An 18881-nucleotide genomic window follows, 5' to 3' on the forward strand; every position below is an offset into this window, starting at 1 on the left:
ATTTACTTGGTTAATGATAAATAGCTAAAAGCACGAAAAGGAACTGATATGGATCGCATGATTTACACGGCTATGACGGGCGCTCAGCACATCCTAGATCAGCAGGCGACTAATTCTCATAATTTAGCAAATGCTACATCTACAGGATTTAAGGCGCAGATTGATTCTTTCCGGGCGGTTCCTGTAGTTGGAGGGGACTTAGATACCCGCACCTTTGCTGTCAGCACAACATCTGGCGCCGACTTTACTCCCGGGGCAATTCAGCAGACTGGTCGTAGTTTAGATGTTGCGGTGGAGGGCAAGGGCTGGTTTTGTGTACAGCGTGCCAATGGTACTGAGGGCTATACACGCAATGGATCATTTAAGGTAAACGCAAACGGTGTGCTGCAAACTGCTACCGGATTGAGTGTACTGGGCGATGGTGGCCCAATCAGTATTCCACCAAATGCATTAATTACGGTAGCTGGTGATGGCTCTATATCTAGTGTGAATGATGGCGTCCTTCCTGGGCCATCCACACCCATGGATAGATTAAAGCTCGTCAACCCAAACGAAAAGAATTTAGTGCGTGGTGATGACGGTTTATTTAATGTCCGAAGTGGTGGCCCAGCGCAAGCGGATGCTACTGTCAAAGTCGTACACGGGGCCTTGGAAAGTTCGAACGTCAATGTAGTGCAAGGCATGGTCAATATGATTTCACTGGCACGTCAATTTGATATTCAAATGAAGCTTTTGCAAAACGCTGAGAATAATGATAGCAAAGCAGCTCAGTTCTATAGTTTGGCTTGAGTGCACGTGTGACAAGATAAGAATAATTGCTGAGAAGTCGTTAGCTTAAATAAAAGGAAACAAAATGATTAGGTCCTTGTGGATTTCAAAAACAGGTTTAGATGCGCAACAAACGCAAATGGATGTGATTACCAACAACTTGGCAAACGTCAGCACTAATGGTTTTAAGCGTTCACGTGCTGTTTTTGAGGATTTGCTCTATCAAAATATGCGTCAAGCGGGAGCCCAATCATCACAGCAAACCCAATTACCATCAGGTATGCAATTGGGTACGGGTGTAAGGCCAGTGGCTACAGAGCGTATTTTTTCACAAGGTAATTTGCAGCAAACAAGTAATAACACGGATATTGCGATTAATGGTGGCGGATTCTTTCAAGTGCTCATGCCAGATGGTAGTGCTGCCTATACACGTGATGGCAGTTTTCAAGTGAACTCCACTGGGCAGTTGGTTACTGCTAGTGGCTATACCGTGCAACCAGCTATTACCATTCCCGCCAATACACAAAGTGTTACTGTAGGTCGTGATGGTGTGGTTTCAGTCACCTTACCAAACTCTACGGCAATTACCCAGGTAGGCACTATTCAGTTATCCACGTTTATGAATCCCGCTGGTTTGAGTGCCAAAGGTGAAAACCTGTACGTAGAAACATCTGCCTCCGGTAATCCGAATACGACAACACCAGGATTAAATGGATCTGGTGTCTTACAGCAAGGTTACGTTGAAACATCCAATGTGAACGTTGTTGAGGAAATGGTCAACATGATTCAAACGCAGCGTGCCTATGAGATCAATAGTAAAGCGGTAACAGCGTCTGATCAAATGCTCCAAAAACTATCGCAACTTGGCGGTTAATTTTTAAAGAATATTTAAATTCTCAGTTGAAAATGACGCTTCTAAAAAATTACACGGTATCAAGATGTGGATTCTTTGCATTGTCAGCATATTTAATATGCGGGTTAAGTGCGTGCTCCATTACGCCAAGCACGATTACACAGAATCCAGGTACCTCGAAGGTAACCAATTACGAATTACCACCACCAAACCCTGGCTCCATTTATAGCTCTGCCTCCTATCGACCGATGTTTGAGGGTAGGCGTGCACGAATGGTCGGTGATGTTTTGACGATTACCATCAATGAAAATACAGCGGCAAGCAAAGATGGTGGCGGCTCGGCAAGTAAAAAAGGCGCAGCTAATAGTGCCTTTAGCAATATGTTTGGTACAACTATAGAGCCTACATTTAAAACTAGTAATGACAGTGGATACGAGGCAAAAGCCGCTAACAATACTAGCAATACCTTTAATGGGTACATTACAGCTACCGTCATCGATGTCAGACCTAATGGCCATTTAGTGGTTACGGGTGAGAAACAGGTTGCATTTGACCAGGGGATTGAGTTCGTCCGATTCTCCGGAGTGGTAAATCCGGACATGATCACTACTGGTAATTCGGTGTCATCCAATACGATTGCTGACGCCCGTTTTGAATATCGCACCAATACCACTTTAGATCTGGCCAATATCGGCAGCATGCTCAATCGCTTTTTCTTAAGCATAGTCCCTTTTTAAATTGATGTGCGCATGAATCGTTTGTTCAAATTGGTTTCTCATTTCGGGTTAATAATCTTGACCGCCATGATCGTTGTGGGGCCCGTATATGCTGAGCGTTTAAAGGATTTGGCAACCATACAGGGTGTTCGAAGTAACCAATTAATTGGCTATGGTTTGGTAGTGGGTTTAGAGGGTACAGGCGACCAAACTACGCAAACACCATTTACACTGCAGACAACTATCAGTATGTTGCAGTCAATGGGGATTACATTACCGCCAGGCACCAATATGATGATGCAATTAAAGAATATTGCTGCTGTGATGGTAACTACTACATTACCGCCATTTGCGCAGATAGGACAAACGCTTGATGTCACGGTCTCATCGATGGCTAATGCTAAAAGTATTAAAGGCGGCACTCTATTGATGACGCCCTTGAAGGGTGCAGATGGTCAAAATTACGCTATTGCGCAGGGTAATTTAGTGGTGGCGGGTGCTGGAGCTTCGGCTAATGGCAGTTCAACAACGATTAATCAATTAAGTGTGGGCCGAATTTCAGCGGGCGCTACCGTTGAGAGAGTGATTCCCAATAATTTGACACAGCTTTCGACCATTAGCCTGGAGCTAAAGGATTCCGATTTTTCAACTGCCAGTTTGGTAGCTAAAGAAATTAATCGATCCTTTGGGCAGGATATTGCATTTGCTCAAGATGGCCGCGTGATTCATGTTCGTCCGAATAACGCTGATGGTAATCGTGTAGCTTTTTTAGCGGCGCTTGAGTCGATTAATGTGAACCCAGGTAAGGGGGCCGCAAAGGTAATACTTAATGCACGCACCGGATCTATCGTCTTAAATCAAACAGTTACACTCGAAAACTGTGCAGTAGCACACGGGAACTTAAGTGTAGTCATTGGTACCGCACCAGTGGTTAGTCAGCCTAATGCATTTGCTTCTGGTAGAACTGTAGAGTCCAAGGTCTCTCAAATTTCTATCAATCAAGATCCAGGCAACGTAATTCAATTGGGTGCCGGCACTTCCTTATCTGATGTGGTTAGGGGTCTCAATGCTATTGGAGCAACACCACAAGATTTATTGGCAATCTTGCAAGCAATTAAAGCAGCTGGATCCTTACGAGCTGATCTTGAAATTATTTAATCCCATTTAATTTGATGAGCTCAATACTGAATACTTCTGGACTTGCCGATTTGAGCGGTCAATTGGCAATGGATGCTAATGGATTAGGCGCTTTAAAGCGGTCGGCAAAAGAAAACTCTCCGCAAGCAATTAAGGAAGTGGCAAAGCAGTTTGAAGCGATATTTATGAATATGATGCTCAAAAGCATGCGTGATGCATCACCGCAAGATGGCTTATTTGATAGTGAGCAGAGTAAAACATTTACCTCGATGCTAGATCAGCAGTTAAGTCAGAAATTGGCATCCAAGGGGATTGGTTTGGCCAATGTATTGGTTCGTCAATTGACTAAGTCTGACATTTCACCTGAAAAGGCACTCGGCACTGATTTAACTAAGCAATTAAATAATCACTTTAATCATCATAGCCCGATTGTAGGGGGTGGAGCATTGCCGACACCAGTGCCTTCCTTGCAACATGATGGCTATTCAACAGTGCATCAGTTAGTCGGCATGGATAAGACAGGGCTGAATAGGGCCAACGGTGTTGCTGGAGTGATTGAAAATACTGGTCCAGTAGAAAATGGTCTTGTTGATGAGCTTAAAAAAGTAGTTAGTAAAGCTGTTGCTAAAGATCAAGTCTCTTTACGCAGCATTAGCGATGAGTTCACTAGCAAAATGGCTTCTTATGCAAAGATCGCTAGCTTAGCTACAGGATTGCCCATGAATTTTATGATGGGTCAAGCGGCCCTAGAGACTGGTTGGGGTAAAAAAGAAATCAAAGGCCTTGATGGCGCAGTAAGTAATAACCTATTTGCTATTAAGGCCTCGGCCAATTGGACGGGGAAGGTTGTTTCGACCATCACTAGTGAGTATATTCATGGAGTAAAACAGCAGCGCATTGAAAGATTCCGCGCCTACGACTCTTATGCAGACTCTTTTAAGGATTTTGCCAATATGATTAAAAATAGCCCGCGCTATCAACAGGTCATGAATAATTTACATAGCGCTACTGACTATGCTCAGGCGCTCCAGAGTGCAGGTTACGCTACAGATCCCCAATATGCTCTAAAGTTGGCCGGTACAATTAAGCAAATTCGGCCTTAAAAAACTGTTTAGACTTAGTAGACTATCTTAGCCAGTCCTATACAAAATAGTAAATCCAAATTTAAAGTGCTGCAAATGATCTTCAGAGCAGATCACTCCTTTGTAACCCACATCAATACGAACATCCCAAGTAAGCGACCTTACTAGAGCAGACCATGTTGTCTTAATTGAGCTATGTGACGGAGCTGGCTCTTGATCATGTAGGGCCTTGTCTTACGCTTTGTTCAGTAGCTGACCTTCATTCACATTTATTAAAACATTTCAACGTAAACCTATGAGATAGCTGGGTTTCCTCGCTCTTATTCGCTAATTCAATTTGTCATTCAAATAGTAAAGTCATCCCTAAATCTCGGTGAAGGCGTATGAAATCTGGAGGCAAAGGGGATTTGGTGGTGAGGAAAAATACGGAAGCTTAATCATTTCAATTTTTATATTAAGAAGTCATAAACACAGCATTATTTTTAAACTTATTTAACGAATAAACCTCTTTAGGAGAAATACATGGCACTAGTTAAAAAACCAACCGCATCAACTGCAAGTTTAGGCGCAGATATTAAGGGTAATGCAGCTTCCAATCGCGAGGCTGATGCCGCGCGTAAAAAAGCAAGAACCCTGGGCAAGCAACAACAGGCTGCTGAGCGTATTGCCGCTGCAACTGCCGAATTGGCTTCGGGTATTGCTGAAGCTGCCGCTGCAACCGAAGAGTTAAAGCGTATATCAGATCAAATTGCCACGGTCGCAGAAGAAGCGTCTGGCGCGGCCCAGGAATCATTAGCTGGGTTTACGCAGGTAGCGGGCGCTATTGATCGCCAGCTACAAAATGCTGACATTAGCCAGTCTAAATTAGAGGCAACTCAAGGTTTGATCGTTTCAACTAGCAATGATATTGCTGAGCTTATTACTAATGTAGGTATTGCCGCTCAACGTCAAGCAGCTTCAGTAACAATGGTTATCGAGCTGGAAAAGCAAGCGGCTAACATCGGAGATATCGTTAAAGCTGTTGCCCGTATTGCTGATCAAACTAATCTATTGGCATTGAACGCTGCAATCGAAGCAGCTCGGGCTGGGCAGCATGGCAAGGGATTTGCTGTTGTTGCTGATGAAGTCAGAACTTTGGCAGAAACTTCAGAAAAGAGCGCCAAACAGATTCAAGAGTTAGTCGGTCAAATTCAAGATGATGTGAAGAATATTGCAACGGGTATTAATACTTCTGCAGAAACTATGGAATCTGAGGCAGTTAAAGCTCAAGTAATCACAGTTCAGAATGAACAAATTCGTTTAGATACAATCGCTTGCGTTGTCGGTATTCAGGAAATTGCAACGGGCGCAACCCAATCTAACGCTGCCGCTGAACAGGCATTGAAGGGCTCACAGGATATAGCTGCTGCTGCAGAAGAGCAATCTGCTGCTGCCGAAGAGGGTGCTAAAACCGTTGATGAGCAAGGCTCAGCATTAGCCCAAGCAGAACAAGCAGCTCAGTCTTTAGCTGAATTGAGTGAAGATCTTAAAAACTCTACCGATGTGGCTAAGAGCGCTGAAGAGGTAGCTTCTTCTGCCGAACAATTATCTTCTGCAGTACAAGAAATTAATCGTGCTGCTGCGCAAGTAATGACTGCCATAGAGCAAATTAGTAGAGCTGCTGGAACACAGTCTGCAGCCGCTGATCAATCTGCCGCTGCCATTACCCAAATTGAAACTGGTTTAGAGGTTTCACAGGCTCGTGCAACAGACATTGGCTCAAAAATTACAACCATTCAATCTCTCTTGGGAGTTAATAAGACAAGTGTTGATGCTTTGATCGTTGGAATTACTACCTCTGTAGAGGCAACTATTGAAAGTGTTAAGAAGGTCAAAGATTTAGAGCTGGTATCCCGTCGTATTGATAAGATCGTTGAAGCAATTTCAACTGTATCCATTCAAACCAATATGTTAGCTGTTAACGGTGCTATTGAAGCGGCTCGTGCCGGTGAGTTCGGTAAGGGTTTTGTAGTAGTTGCCACTGACATTCGTAATCTGGCACATGATTCCTCTGAAAATGCTGATCGCATTAAAGATTTGGTTAAGGCAGTTCAGGATCAAATTACAGTCGTGGGACGTGATTTAGAGGAGATTGCAGTAACTGCAAATACTGAGATTGAAAGAGCAAAAGCAAGCACTACCAACTTAGTCATTATTGAATCTGACATGGGTATTGTAGATAAAGGTACTCAGGAAATCTTAGCTGCCTCTAATGAAATAGCCACTACTATTGGCCAGGTCAAAAAAGGTATTGAGCAAATTGCGAATGCGGCTACTGAAGCCTCTACAGCAGCTGCTCAAGCAGCGAGCGCTGCTAAGCAACAATCTGATGGTGCCGAAGAATTAGCCTCCGCGATCGAGGAAATTGCTTCTTTGGCTGATGAATTACAAAGCGCTTAATAGCTTAAGGAAATCCATAACATGACAAACGATACCCAAATGAATGGGATTGATGAGTCGATGGTGCTGGAGGGGGCGGCTGAAGTTAGCCGCACCGATACCCGTCAATTTGTTACTTTCATAGCTGGTAATGAAGTATTTGCAGTAGATATGGCGCCTGTGCAAGAAATTATTCGTGTACCGGATGTTGTACGCGTGCCATTGGCGCCTAGCACTTTAAACGGGCTTGCCAACTTACGTGGCAAGGTACTCCCAATCATTTCTTTGCGCCGGATGTTTGGTTTTGAAGATTTAGCGCATGATGACTCTACCCGTGCTGTTGTGGTTGATTTAGGCCAGCCACTGGGTTTCGTGGTGGATCGCGTGGCTAGCGTGGTTGGAGTGGACGTGAGCAAGATCGAGGGCGTTGGTGGTATTAGCAGTGCGATTAATACCGAATTGCTTTCCGGCATGATCAAAGACGTAGGCGGTCATGCCATGATTATGATTCTCAACTTTGAGAAATTGATCGAGCATGAATTTTCCCAAATTGCCTTGATTGCTAAAACAGCTAATCTAGGCGATGCGCATGCAAGCGGGATGAATGCTGAAGCTGAGATTGCAGAGTCTAATGATGAATTGCAATTAGTCAGCTTTGATGTGGCTGATCAAGAGTATGCAATTGACATTAATGATGTGCAGGAAATCGTTCAGGTTCCTGACAATATTATTCATGTGCCACGTTCACAAGCCCATGTAATTGGTGTAATGACTTTACGTAATCGTCTTTTGCCACTAGTCTCTTTGCGCAAAATGTTTGCATTGCCTGATAAGCAGCTTGATGAAACTAGCCGTATTGTCATTTTGACCTTAGGCGGTGTTTCTGTTGGTATTGCAGTTGATGGCGTTAGTGAAGTCTTGCGTGTGGCCAAGGCTCACGTAGATGCGATGCCTGCCATGTTAGCGCGCGAAGGCAATCTCTCAGATATTTCAGAAATCTGCCGATTGGATGACGGTAAGCGTTTGGTATCCATTATTACTGCGCGCAATCTTTTCGACCACTCTGCAATTAAAGAGGCATTGAATGCCGTGAATAATATGGATCAAGATAATACTCAAGAAGTCCTTACGCACGAAGAGGGCATTGACGATGACGAACAAGTAGTCATTTTCTTACTCGATAAAGAAGAGTTTGGCGCAGCTATCACTAGCGTGCAAGAAATCGTTCGCGTTCCAGAGGATTTAGTTCGTGTGCCACATGCAGCAGACTTTGTTGAGGGCGTTATTAATTTGCGCGGTAGTGTATTGCCCGTGATTGATTTAAGAACTCGTTTAGGTTTGGAAGTAGTGGAGCGTTCTGATGGTCAGCGCATTATGGTGTTCTTAATTAACGGAATGCGTACAGGGTTCATTGTTGATCATGTCGCAGAAGTTCTTAGAATACCTAAAGCAGCGATTGAGCAGTCTCCAAAATTGTCAGTAGAACATGGCAAGCTCTTGTCTCGTATGGCTAATCTTGAGAAGCAAAAACGCATGATTCAGTTAATTGACACTGAGCATTTGATTGCCGGTGATGATTTACTGAAGTTGGCAGCGGTGACCAAGACTCAAGCGAGTGTGGAGTAATAAAGGTGATTCGATTATTGATCGTTGATGATTCGGCGCTGATGCGCCGTCAATTAACAACCTTATTTGAGGCTGAAGGGGATTTTGATATCCGCCATGCCAGAAATGGGCGTGAGGCTGTCGAACTCAATCGCGAGTTTGAGCCTCACGTGATCAGTTTAGATATAAATATGCCCGATATGGATGGCTTAACGGCCTTATCCCTGATTATGGCCCAACGTCCTGTTGGGGTGGTGATGGTGTCATCCCTTACTGAAAAGGGCGCATTAGCTACTTTTGAAGCCTTACATTTAGGTGCGATTGATTATGTCGCTAAACCTGGCGGTACGATTTCATTGTCGATTGATGTCATTAAAGACGATCTGATCTCGAAAATTCGGGCCGCTTCGCGTGCTCGCCTCAAGGGTAAGACTTCTGTAAAGACTTTATCTGAGCGCATGCGCGATGATCGGGCTAGAACTATTAGCAATGCCAAGAAGATGCGACCTAAAAGTCAGCATGGTGATGGCTTGGTATTAATTGGCGTATCGACAGGCGGACCACGAACCTTAGAAGAAATTTTGCCGCAGTTACCAGCGGATTTTCCGTGGCCCATTTTAGTAGCACAACATATGCCAGCTGCATTTACTAAGTCTTTTGCAGATCGCTTAAATAACGTTTGCCCATTGAGGGTATCAGAGTTATCGCAGCCCACTGTCATTGAGCCTGGCCATATTTATATCGGTAAGGGCGGTGCGGACATGCTGGTAGCCAATAGGGTTGGTCGATTGATGGCAATACCTAAGCCAGAAAATACGGATTTCTTGTGGCACCCTTCGGTTGAGTTATTGGGGCGTTCAGCACTTGAGCACGTTAATCCTGAGGCCATCATTGGAGTGATGTTGACGGGTATGGGCTATGACGGAGCGGATGCATTTTCTGAAATTAAGAGTCGAGGTGGCAAGACGATTGCTGAATCAGAAGAGTCGGCAGTGGTATTTGGTATGCCAGCCGAATTAATCGAACGCAAAGGCGCGAGCGTCATTTGTACATCGGACAAAGTAGCATCGCAGCTCAATCGTTGGGCTGGGTTTTAAAAGGAAATTATTGTGGCATTAATTAAAAGTAAAGCCTTGCCCCAAGCTGTTGAGTTAACTGCTGAAGAAAAACCTAGCTGTGAAAGTTTGCTTGCACAACTGTCAGATGAAAATCCGGAAACACGTCGCTGGGCAGCACGCGATATGTTGCATTGCGAAGATGCCAGCGAAGCATTGGTATCGCGCCTAAAAATAGAGTCTGAACTTTCTGTCCGAGAAGTCATTTTGACAGCCTTAATTCACTTAAAGAGCCCCAACTCGATTGCTGGACTGGTTGAATGTTTACGCAGCGAGGACCCATCCTTGAGGAACGAAGCTCTGGAAGCGATGAAGCAGCTTCCTGACTTGGTTGCCCCAATTATGGTCGATCTTCTCAATGATGAGGATCCTGATGTCAGAATTTTCTCAGTCAATATTTTGGAGTCCTTACGTCATTCCGATGTTGAATCGTGGTTAATCGGCGTAGTTGAAGAGGATCCCCATGTCAATGTCTGCGCTACAGCTTTGGATTTACTCAGTGAAGTGGGTACTGAGGCTGCGATGGTAGCAATTCCAAAAATAAAGGCTCGTTTTGCTGATGAACCTTATATCCAATTTGCTGCCGATTTGGCTTTCAAACGCATAACAGAATGCTAAAAAATACGATGTCTAGGACCGCCTTACGTAAGACGGGCGAAATTACTATTAGCGAAGAGGACTTTAATAAGTTTCGGGAATTCTTCTATCGCAAAACAGGAATTAGTTTTGAGTCAAGCAAACGTTATTTTGTTGATAAACGCTTGATTGACCGTGTCAATGCTACTGGTAGTGAAAATTTCCGTAGTTATTTCATTATGCTGCGCTTTCAAGCCTCTGGCGAAGAGCTGCAATTTTTAACCAATGCAATGACTGTGAATGAAACCTATTTCATGCGTGAGGAAGATCAATTTAAGTGCTTAGTTGATTCTATCTTGCCGGAAATTATGAAGCGTAAAGCTGCCACTAGAAACAGGCTCATTCGAATTTGGAGTATTCCTTCATCCTCCGGAGAGGAGCCATATTCAATTGCAATGTGTCTACTAGAGCGATGGGCTGATATTCACGAGTGGGATATTGAAATCATCTCCTCAGATATTGATACGGGTATTTTGCATAAGGCGAAGATTGGGCGCTATTCCGAGCGCTCAATTCAAAAATTACCCAAGGCATGGCTCAATAAATACTTCCGCCGCGTTGGTGAGGGGTATCAGATTAATGATGACTTGAGGGAGGCGGTTGAGTTCACCCGTGTAAACCTTACTGAACCTGCCGATACACGTCCTTACCGGAACTTCGATGTTATTTTCTGTCGTAATTTACTTATTTACTTTGATGACGTTTCACGCAAAACAGCGGCTGAATGTTTCTATGATGCGCTAACACCTGGCGGCTTTATATGTTTAGGACATTCTGAATCCATGAGTCGCATCTCCCCGCTATTTAAACCGCGTAAATTCCCTGAAGCCGTCATTTACCAAAGACCCCTGGAGGCAAGATGAAGCGCATCCTAATTGTGGACGATGCTGCCACTGTACGTATGTACCACCGAAATATTCTCGAATCCGCCGGCTTTGTAGTTGAAGAAGCGGTGAATGGATTAGAGGCACTCGAAAAAGCATTACAAACACCATTTGATTTGTACTTGGTAGATATTAATATGCCGAAATTGGATGGATTTGGTTTCTTGCGCGAGCTGCGTAGTGAAGCAATTCCTCAAGCCCCGGCGATTATGGTTTCAACTGAATCTGAGGCGAATGATCGGTTAAATGCTTATAAAGCTGGTGCTAATGTGTATTTAGTGAAGCCAGTGAAGCCGGTGCAACTCCTAACGCATGCCCACTTATTATTAGGGGAGTCACGCTAATGAATCCGCTTCTAGAGCAATTTCTAGCTGAGGCACGTGAATTTCTCCAGGGAATTGGAGAGAAGCTCATAGAGTTGGAGCGCACTCCAGATGATGCTGATTTAGTAAATGAATTATTCCGACTGGTGCACACACTGAAGGGAAATAGCGGTTTATTTGATTTTCCGGAAATGATTCGCGTATTACATGCCGGTGAAGATTTAATGGATGTTGTGCGAAATGGTAAGACCCTGTATTCACAAGAGCTAGCGGATCGATTGCTAGATGCAATGGATTTTGTCGGTTTGCTGTGTGACGAGATTGAGAGTGGCGGCGTAATCGCACCATCAAGAGCGACGGATTCTGTCAAGTTGGTGGAATCTTTGCGCGCCTTGATTACATTTCACCCATCAGATCATGATTCCGCCCCAAAAGATGCTGCAATAGGCGCTTCAGAAGTAGTGGAACTACCATCCGCACAATTGTTGAGCAGTATTCCGGAATCTGCACGTATGTCAGCCTACGTAGATGGAGGATCGCTTTATTGGATTCGCTACACTCCGATTTCTGAATGCTTCTTCCAGGGTGAAGATCCTTTTTACACCTCTAGAAGAGTGCCGGGATTATTGTGGGGAAGAGGTAGTTCACGTGCGGATTGGCCTGCGATGGCAGATTTCAATGCCTATGAATGCGCGCTTGATTTTTATGTACTTAGCAATGCATCAAAAGAAGAATTGCTAGCCCATTATCGCTATGTCCCTGATCAAATTCAGATCTGCGCAATCGACCCACTCTTTTTGGTTATCCCCCAGGGGGACCCAAACGGCGGTCCAGTATACGAGGACTTCGTAATCGAGGCATTGCAGCTCTTAGACGCAGATGATTTTGAGGGTTTAAACCAAGCTGCTCAAACTATGATTGAGCTCAGTAGCCCAGATTTATGGTTTTCTTCTGCTTTACGTTGGTTAATTGTTCTACTTCAATCTGAACCAAAGAATTGTTCTGCCATTTGCGCATTGATTTTCTCTTTACGCACTTTGGATACGCCAAATTGGTGCGATATAAAGATGGAGTCTACCGATCTTGCAATAAATAATGATGCTTCATCAGCGTCCAATGTGATTGAATTGGTGACCAACCCAACACCAGCCAACATTATTTTTGATGACCTTTCAGAGGAAGAAGTTGAGGCCTTAGAGGACATCCTGGTTGATCAACGGCAAATTTTACTCTTAGAAGATCGCCCAAATTGGGTTGCTGGGCGATGGACATCTGTTGCCGGCACCTTAGTTAATTGTTTTGTGGCTAGTGGAAACGCAGATGCAAAAGGGGAGATTGAGGATGCACTAGCGCAATCTATCGCCACAATGAATCCGACCCCTTTATTGTATTGGCTCGACTCCCGCCTAGGTCTCATTGGCAAAGAGAGCTCTGGGCAAACCCCGGACTCAGCGTTATCCACGGAGGATGATGCTTTGTATGCGGCAATGATGGAGGACTCCGGTACTGCTATAGAAGGCACTATTCCTGTGGCCACAAAGAGTCAGGATACGCAGAAATTTGGTAAGCGTACAGATGAAACTATAGCTGCTCCGAAGAGTCTTAAGGTTGATCAAGTCAAGATTGATCGTTTGATGAATCTCATTGGCGAGATGGTTGTCTCTAAGAATGCATTGCCATATTTAGCGCAACGTGCTGAAGATCAATTTGGTGTTCGTGAGTTATCGCGTGAAATCAAAACACAATATGCGGTAATCAACCGTATTGCTGAAGAGATGCAAGATGCCATCATGCAGGTTCGTATGATGCCCGTATCGTTTGTATTTCAGAGATTCCCGCGGCTAGTACGTGATATATCGCGCAAGCTAGGAAAAGAGGTTAACCTGGTTTTAGAGGGTGAAGATACCGAGGCAGATAAAAATATTATCGAATCTTTAGCAGACCCATTAATTCATATTCTTCGCAATAGTTTGGACCATGGCCTAGAGACACCTGATATTCGTAAGGCTGCCAAAAAACCCACTACGGGCACCTTAACTATCCGCGCTGCACAAGAGGCCGATCAAGTCATTATTGAGATCCAGGATGATGGCAAAGGAATTGACCCGGTTGCAATTAAGCGCAAGGCTTATGAAAAGGGGATCATTGACGAGGCAACTTTCGAACGCATTACCGATGCTCAAGCCGTCAACTTAGTATTCACAGCAGGCTTTTCAACTGCTGAAACCATTTCAGATCTTTCTGGTCGTGGCGTTGGGATGGATGTAGTGAGATCTGCTGTAGAAGGAGTGAATGGCACTATTGTTTTGGACAGTGAAGTGGGTAAGGGTACTCGTATCCGCATCTCATTACCCCTCTCTATGGCCGTTACCAAGGTGATGATTGTGGAGTCTGACCAACAGATATTTGGTGTACCAATGGATCATGTGGTGGAAACTGTGCGCGTACCACGTCATGCCATTCGCGCCATTAAAAATAATCTGACAACTCTATTAAGGGGGCGACTCATTCCCTTGAAAAATCTTAATGCACTTTTAGATATTCCCGCCAATCAATTATCTAATGAACATGATGAGTTGGCGGTACTGGTTGTTCGAATAGGGTCTGAGTCAGTAGGTCTTGTGGTGGATAACTTTAATGAAACGATAGACGTGATTCAAAAGCCGCTGGATGGTGTGTTGGGTGGCTTATCGGCTTACTCTGGTTCCGCCTTGATGGGCAATGGATCCGTTTTGATGGTGTTGAATGTGAAGGAGATTGTGTAATGTCAATTGAATTCAAGAAAAAAAAGGCCTTCTTTAAGGAAGTGGTTGGGGTTGAGGAGGCCGAGAGTCTATTGCAGTGGATTTCAGATAACCCTAGCGGCAAGATTGATTTGAATTCCTGTACCCATCTGCATTCAGCAAATCTACAAGTGCTCGTTGCTTGTAAACCCTTTATTTCTGCCTGGCCACAGGATGCATCTCTACGTGTGTGGCTAGAAAACTCTTTAATTAATAAGTAAGGACTGATTTCCATGTCAAAAAAAATATTCCTAGTAGATGACTCAGCGACTATGCTGAGCACTCTTAAAACATCCCTCATGATGAATGGGTTTGAAGTTGATACTGCCTGCGATGGTGTTGATGCCTTGAGCAAACTAAAGGCAGGCGCATTCAAACCAGACTTGATCATTACGGATGTCAATATGCCCAATATGGATGGCTTAGAACTAATTAAAAACCTACGGTCTTTACCAGCCTTTCGTTTTATGCCAATACTCATTTTTACTACAGAGAGTCAATCTGCTAAACGTGAAGAGGGTAAAAAATTAGGTGCCACTGGCTGGTTGGTGAAGCCAACTTCCGCTCCAACTCTCGTGGGAATTATTAAGGAAGTGCTTCCTGGGGCTTAATTTTATGGAAATTCAAAAAAAACTCCATTTCGGCGCACTTCCCAGCTACACCATTTCCCTCGGTGTAGGGATTGTTTTGTCTGTACTTGCTTTTAAGTTGGCGCAAAACTTGCCTGAGAATTCGATTTTGCCCTATGCAACTGGAGCGATTGTCTTGGTTGGTTTGGCTGTTTATCACATCCTATTTACCCGCTCAATTAATCGGCATATCGAAGAGGCTATTAAGACTCAGCAGATATGGGATAAAAGTCGTCAGTTAAACGATGAGAACTACAGACGCTTACAAGTTTTTTTAGGCTCTATTCCTGAGTTAAATAAGTTGTTAGAGGCTCACTTGGCATTTATTAATGAATCCACTGAAAAAGCTTCTTTAGCCATTATTTCTAAACTTTTCTTGATGGAGGAGCGGGTTGCGCAAATTTTGAAGGAGTTAGATGGCCAGAAATTGCAGATCCCATCGGCGATCCTGTCACATGAATCTTTTATTGAAATGCGACATGCCATTATTGATATTCTTTCACATACCCAATTTCAGGATATTAGTAGACAGCAAATTGAAGTAGTGACAAAGGGTCTCGCTCTATGCGCGCAGTACTCTGATGAGGTGGCTCATATTCTGGACTCAAATAATCCTGAACCTTTGACTACTCCGAATTTACAGAGTGAGTCGATGAAGGCCTTACGTGAGAGCTACACCATGGAAGCGCAGCGTATTGTGCACTTTAATGCTACGGGTGATGACTCTGCATTAGATGTGGCAGGACGCCCGGCGATCGAATTATTTTAAGAGTGGTTTGTGTTTAAGCTCGTCATATCGAATCGCAAAGGCGGTACAGGAAAGACAACTGTATCGGTCAATTTAGCCGCAGAGCTTGCGGCTATTGGTAAGAGGGTGCTTCTGATTGACTTGGACTCTCAAGGACATTGCGCGGTAGGTTTAGGTTTGAAATTGACTTCAGATTCACCGACCATTCATGATCTTTTTTCTAAGCCTGGAACACCTCTATCAAAAACCATTCATATTACTAATTTTGCTAATTTAAGTATCGCCCCAGCAGATACCTTATTTGAGCATGGTAGTGGACTGCGAGACCCTCGCTTATTGGTTAATAGCTTCGCCGAACTGGAGCTAGCCTCTAGTTATGATGTGGTGATTATGGATACACCGCCGTCGCATGACGTTCTCTTATTAAACGCATTGACAGCAGCTAATTTCATTCTGGTTCCGTTTGTCCCTCACCCACTGTCATACGAAGGATTGCGACAGCTGATGCGAGTACTATTTAAGGTAATTTCTCGAGAAAATCGAACATTAAAGATTGCCGGTTTTTTACCGATTATGAGCTCTCAGAAAGTTCGTCAACATCATGCCACTAAGGGGGATGTCAGTAGGCAATTCGGAGCCTCGAGGGTCTTACGGGGTATTCGCAATGACATTGCTCTTGCTGAGGCATTTGCTGTAGGAAAGCCGATCCGCTATCATTCGCCTAAAAGTCGTGGCGCAAAAGATTTTGCTGATTTGGCTCAAGGCATATTAGACTTAATCGAAGCTAGACAAGCCATCTCCATTAACCAAATCCTTTAGGGAAAAAATCTGCTCCCATTTTTTTTGGGGTTGGTTGAGGGATAGAGCGCCAAAAAGAGGTCCCTAAACTTGAAGAGGGGGTGGGCTCTTAGATCTACTCCCCCTTTGTTTGCAGCAAATCCGACCCTGGCTGCTCAGCTTTATCTCGCAAAATCATGATGGAAACTCTGCGATTGCTCGCCTTGCTCTCAGCGGTATCGTTTGAGGCGATTGGCCGAGATGCCCCAAAGCCGCTTGCGCTTAGGCGGTCTTCGCTAATACCTTTTTGAGAAAAGACATTGAGAACGGTTGTGGCACGAATTGCAGAAAGCTCCCAGTTGGATGGAAATGATTTGTTTTTAATTGGAGCATTGTCTGTATGCCCTTCAATTGCAATAGATTGGCCACTATTTAGGAGTATGGGTGCGATTTGCTCTAAGGTGTCCAAGCCTTCTGTATTGGCGATTTTGGTGGACCCAGGATTAAAGAGGTAGCTGTCTTTAATGTCGATACGGATCCCTCTCGGGGTTTGTGATACTCCAATTTTCCCGGCAAGAATGAGAGGCTTTAGAGCCTTAGTTAGGTCTTTTTCCATCTTGATCAATGCGAGATTGTTTTTTGATTTAGAGGAGAGGATGGGATCGATTATTGCGGGAATTTTACTGATTTGCTTATCTTTAAACTCTGAATTCTCGGTCGAACCCCCAGGTTCTTTATTGTCAAGTGATTTACTTTTAGTAGGATTGAAGGCGCTATTCATGGAGCTAGATAATTGACTATATTTGCTTTGATTGACCGAAGAGCTCGAGTACATCACCACAAAAAAGGCAAACAATAAGGTAATAAAGTCGGAATACGATACAAGCCACCGATCATGGTGCTCTATCTCTTCTGGTTGCCGAACTCTTCGCTTCATTGCCGACTTAGATTAAGTATCCAGAAAGACGCTCATCAATAATGATAGTGTGTTCGCCATTAGCTATCGATGAGAGGGAATCGATAATCATTTCATATCTTGAAACCTCAGTTTGGGTAATCCCTTTTAACTTATTGGCAATTGGTATAAAAACAAGATTAGCTAAACCTACACCGTAGATAGTTGCTACAAAAGCAACTGCAATACCGCTACCAAGCATCGCTGGATCAGCTAGATTTTCCATGACGTGAATGAGCCCAATGACCGCCGCCAAGATGCCAATGGTAGGGGCATAGCTTCCTGCAGAATCCCATACTTTAATTGCGCTACGCTGATTCACTTCGTATTGATGTAATTCGTTCTCACAAATATCACGGATGGTTTGAGGGGCTATTCCATCAATCACTAGGCGTAGACATTTTTGGGTTAGAGGATCTGGCTCATCATCTAAAAAGCGCTCTAAGTGGAGCGTGCCTTCTTTTCGGGCTACTGAGCTCCACATAGAAATGCGATGTGCAATCTCCAAGCGATTATCGACTGGGTTGATAAAAATCCAGCGAATTTGATTTAGGGCGCTAAGGAAATTGGCGGACTTGCTTTGCAATAAAACCGCCCCGAACGTTCCGAAAACAACAATCACAAATGCTGAGGGCTGTAGAAGGGACGAAAGTTTTCCGCCATCAATGGATTGGCCAATAAAAATACCTAGTAGTGCGAGGGTTAAACCGCCTATGCTGGCCCAGTCCATAATTGCTCTTTAAGTATTGAGCGTATCCGGGCCACTGCTTGGCTATGCAGTTGGGATACGCGCGATTCAGTCACATTCATGACGGCGCCAATTTCTTTCAAATTTAGTTCTTGCTCGTAATACAGTCCCATCAGTAATTTTTCACGTTCAGGTAGCTTATCCACGGCATCTTTAAGGGCACCCTTAAAGCCCCTTGCGAGCAATACATTGATCACATCGCTCGAGTCATTTTTGACATGGCGATCTAAAAAATGATCTTCGTCATCCGTTTTTTGAAAATCCTCAAAGTAAATAAGTTGATGGCCACCACATTCGGTAAGAAGTTGGTGGTAGTCGCTAATGCTGATTTTTAATTGCATTGCGACTTCTGACTCAGTGGGCGCTCTGCCCAAGCGTTGTTGTAGCCCATGTATAGCCTTTTCTACATCACGCATTTGCTTTCTAATGCCTCTTGGCAACCAATCCGCACTTCGTAATTCATCCATCATCGACCCATGAATACGTTGCGATGCATAGGTTTTAAATTGAGCGCCTTTATTTTCCTGATATCGGCTAGCGGCATCAAGCAGACCTATCATGCCGGCCTGGATCAGGTCGTCAATCTCTACGCTAGCAGGAAGTTTGGCCTTGACTTGATAGGCCATTTTTTTGACTAGATCGGCATATTGAATGACTATACCTTCAGCATCGTTGATCTTGCCCGTAGCCGTATACATAGATGA

At 44.1% G+C, this 18881-nt stretch carries 19 protein-coding genes; 16 read left to right on the top strand and 3 right to left on the bottom strand.

Annotated elements, in window-relative coordinates:
- The first annotated feature begins 48 nt into the window (after window positions 1-48).
- From flgF to CBI30_RS05350, 16 genes are all read left to right on the top strand, one after another.
- Complete coding sequence (gene flgF / locus CBI30_RS05275; protein ID WP_088527266.1) at window positions 49-789, top strand: flagellar basal-body rod protein FlgF; 741 nt, start codon at window positions 49-51, stop codon at window positions 787-789.
- Between the two features lie 64 nt (window positions 790-853).
- Window positions 854-1642: a flagellar basal-body rod protein FlgG gene (gene flgG / locus CBI30_RS05280; protein WP_088527267.1), complete on the top strand. Its 789-nt coding sequence runs from the start codon at window positions 854-856 to the stop codon at window positions 1640-1642.
- 80 nt (window positions 1643-1722) lie between these two features.
- The gene (locus tag CBI30_RS05285) at window positions 1723-2358 is read left to right on the top strand and encodes a flagellar basal body L-ring protein FlgH (RefSeq protein WP_240553505.1); all 636 of its coding nucleotides are present in this window, start codon (window positions 1723-1725) and stop codon (window positions 2356-2358) included.
- Between the two features lie 12 nt (window positions 2359-2370).
- Entirely contained in the window at window positions 2371-3495 is a 1125-nt protein-coding gene (locus tag CBI30_RS05290) for a flagellar basal body P-ring protein FlgI (RefSeq protein WP_088527269.1), read from the top strand.
- A gap of 14 nt (window positions 3496-3509) precedes the next feature.
- Window positions 3510-4577, top strand: coding sequence for a flagellar assembly peptidoglycan hydrolase FlgJ (gene flgJ, locus CBI30_RS05295; protein WP_088527270.1), 1068 nt, complete (start codon window positions 3510-3512; stop codon window positions 4575-4577).
- Between the two features lie 501 nt (window positions 4578-5078).
- On the top strand, window positions 5079-6995 hold the full coding sequence (locus CBI30_RS05300; protein ID WP_088527271.1) for a methyl-accepting chemotaxis protein: 1917 nt from the start codon (window positions 5079-5081) through the stop codon (window positions 6993-6995).
- 21 nt (window positions 6996-7016) lie between these two features.
- Window positions 7017-8600: a chemotaxis protein CheW gene (locus tag CBI30_RS05305; RefSeq protein ID WP_088527272.1), complete on the top strand. Its 1584-nt coding sequence runs from the start codon at window positions 7017-7019 to the stop codon at window positions 8598-8600.
- Window positions 8601-8605: 5 nt separating this feature from the next.
- A complete protein-coding gene (gene cheB / locus CBI30_RS05310; RefSeq protein WP_088527273.1) occupies window positions 8606-9676 on the top strand; it encodes a chemotaxis-specific protein-glutamate methyltransferase CheB in 1071 nt (356 codons plus the stop codon).
- A gap of 12 nt (window positions 9677-9688) precedes the next feature.
- The gene (locus CBI30_RS05315; RefSeq protein WP_088527274.1) at window positions 9689-10312 is read left to right on the top strand and encodes a HEAT repeat domain-containing protein; all 624 of its coding nucleotides are present in this window, start codon (window positions 9689-9691) and stop codon (window positions 10310-10312) included.
- Between the two features lie 8 nt (window positions 10313-10320).
- Window positions 10321-11193: a CheR family methyltransferase gene (locus CBI30_RS05320; RefSeq protein WP_088527316.1), complete on the top strand. Its 873-nt coding sequence runs from the start codon at window positions 10321-10323 to the stop codon at window positions 11191-11193.
- The gene (locus tag CBI30_RS05325) at window positions 11190-11558 is read left to right on the top strand and encodes a response regulator (protein ID WP_088527275.1); all 369 of its coding nucleotides are present in this window, start codon (window positions 11190-11192) and stop codon (window positions 11556-11558) included. The genes CBI30_RS05320 and CBI30_RS05325 overlap by 4 nt, the downstream gene beginning before the upstream one ends.
- The gene (locus CBI30_RS05330) at window positions 11558-14302 is read left to right on the top strand and encodes a chemotaxis protein CheA (RefSeq protein WP_088527276.1); all 2745 of its coding nucleotides are present in this window, start codon (window positions 11558-11560) and stop codon (window positions 14300-14302) included. The genes CBI30_RS05325 and CBI30_RS05330 overlap by 1 nt, the downstream gene beginning before the upstream one ends.
- The gene (locus CBI30_RS05335; RefSeq protein WP_088527277.1) at window positions 14302-14541 is read left to right on the top strand and encodes a hypothetical protein; all 240 of its coding nucleotides are present in this window, start codon (window positions 14302-14304) and stop codon (window positions 14539-14541) included. The genes CBI30_RS05330 and CBI30_RS05335 overlap by 1 nt, the downstream gene beginning before the upstream one ends.
- Before the next feature lie 12 nt (window positions 14542-14553).
- The gene (locus CBI30_RS05340) at window positions 14554-14931 is read left to right on the top strand and encodes a response regulator (RefSeq protein ID WP_088527278.1); all 378 of its coding nucleotides are present in this window, start codon (window positions 14554-14556) and stop codon (window positions 14929-14931) included.
- Window positions 14932-14935: 4 nt separating this feature from the next.
- Window positions 14936-15718: a hypothetical protein gene (locus CBI30_RS05345; RefSeq protein ID WP_088527279.1), complete on the top strand. Its 783-nt coding sequence runs from the start codon at window positions 14936-14938 to the stop codon at window positions 15716-15718.
- 9 nt (window positions 15719-15727) lie between these two features.
- A complete protein-coding gene (locus CBI30_RS05350) occupies window positions 15728-16516 on the top strand; it encodes a ParA family protein (protein ID WP_088527280.1) in 789 nt (262 codons plus the stop codon).
- A 94-nt stretch (window positions 16517-16610) separates the two neighbouring features.
- Here CBI30_RS05350 and CBI30_RS05355 read toward each other — a convergent pair whose 3' ends face one another.
- Genes CBI30_RS05355 through CBI30_RS05365 form a run of 3 tightly spaced genes read right to left on the bottom strand, consistent with a single transcriptional unit; the run spans window position 16611 to window position 18875 of the window.
- Window positions 16611-17411, bottom strand: a complete 801-nt coding sequence (locus tag CBI30_RS05355; protein WP_088527281.1) for a flagellar motor protein MotB — start codon at window positions 17409-17411, stop codon at window positions 16611-16613.
- A 7-nt stretch (window positions 17412-17418) separates the two neighbouring features.
- Window positions 17419-18159: a flagellar motor protein gene (locus CBI30_RS05360; protein ID WP_088527282.1), complete on the bottom strand. Its 741-nt coding sequence runs from the start codon at window positions 18157-18159 to the stop codon at window positions 17419-17421.
- On the bottom strand, window positions 18141-18875 hold the full coding sequence (locus CBI30_RS05365; RefSeq protein WP_088527283.1) for an RNA polymerase sigma factor FliA: 735 nt from the start codon (window positions 18873-18875) through the stop codon (window positions 18141-18143). Before CBI30_RS05365 ends, CBI30_RS05360 begins: the two co-directional genes overlap by 19 nt.
- Window positions 18876-18881: the final 6 nt, after the last annotated feature.

Source organism: Polynucleobacter aenigmaticus, from assembly GCF_002206635.1.
Lineage (GTDB): Bacteria > Pseudomonadota > Gammaproteobacteria > Burkholderiales > Burkholderiaceae > Polynucleobacter > Polynucleobacter aenigmaticus.

Excerpts from the sequence above, each read along its gene's own strand:
- CBI30_RS05320 (WP_088527316.1), top strand. The coding sequence starts at position 10,321 with ATGTCTAGGACCGCCTTACGTAAGACGGGCGAAATTACTATTAGCGAA.
- CBI30_RS05305 (WP_088527272.1), top strand. The coding sequence starts at position 7,017 with ATGACAAACGATACCCAAATGAATGGGATTGATGAGTCGATGGTGCTG.
- CBI30_RS05335 (WP_088527277.1), top strand. The coding sequence starts at position 14,302 with ATGTCAATTGAATTCAAGAAAAAAAAGGCCTTCTTTAAGGAAGTGGTT.
- CBI30_RS05345 (WP_088527279.1), top strand. The coding sequence starts at position 14,936 with ATGGAAATTCAAAAAAAACTCCATTTCGGCGCACTTCCCAGCTACACC.
- CBI30_RS05290 (WP_088527269.1), top strand. The coding sequence starts at position 2,371 with ATGAATCGTTTGTTCAAATTGGTTTCTCATTTCGGGTTAATAATCTTG.
- CBI30_RS05360 (WP_088527282.1), bottom strand. The coding sequence starts at position 18,159 with ATGGACTGGGCCAGCATAGGCGGTTTAACCCTCGCACTACTAGGTATT.
- flgG (WP_088527267.1), top strand. The coding sequence starts at position 854 with ATGATTAGGTCCTTGTGGATTTCAAAAACAGGTTTAGATGCGCAACAA.
- flgF (WP_088527266.1), top strand. The coding sequence starts at position 49 with ATGGATCGCATGATTTACACGGCTATGACGGGCGCTCAGCACATCCTA.
- flgJ (WP_088527270.1), top strand. The coding sequence starts at position 3,510 with ATGAGCTCAATACTGAATACTTCTGGACTTGCCGATTTGAGCGGTCAA.
- CBI30_RS05325 (WP_088527275.1), top strand. The coding sequence starts at position 11,190 with ATGAAGCGCATCCTAATTGTGGACGATGCTGCCACTGTACGTATGTAC.
- CBI30_RS05300 (WP_088527271.1), top strand. The coding sequence starts at position 5,079 with ATGGCACTAGTTAAAAAACCAACCGCATCAACTGCAAGTTTAGGCGCA.
- CBI30_RS05355 (WP_088527281.1), bottom strand. The coding sequence starts at position 17,411 with ATGAAGCGAAGAGTTCGGCAACCAGAAGAGATAGAGCACCATGATCGG.
- CBI30_RS05330 (WP_088527276.1), top strand. The coding sequence starts at position 11,558 with ATGAATCCGCTTCTAGAGCAATTTCTAGCTGAGGCACGTGAATTTCTC.
- CBI30_RS05365 (WP_088527283.1), bottom strand. The coding sequence starts at position 18,875 with ATGTATACGGCTACGGGCAAGATCAACGATGCTGAAGGTATAGTCATT.
- CBI30_RS05340 (WP_088527278.1), top strand. The coding sequence starts at position 14,554 with ATGTCAAAAAAAATATTCCTAGTAGATGACTCAGCGACTATGCTGAGC.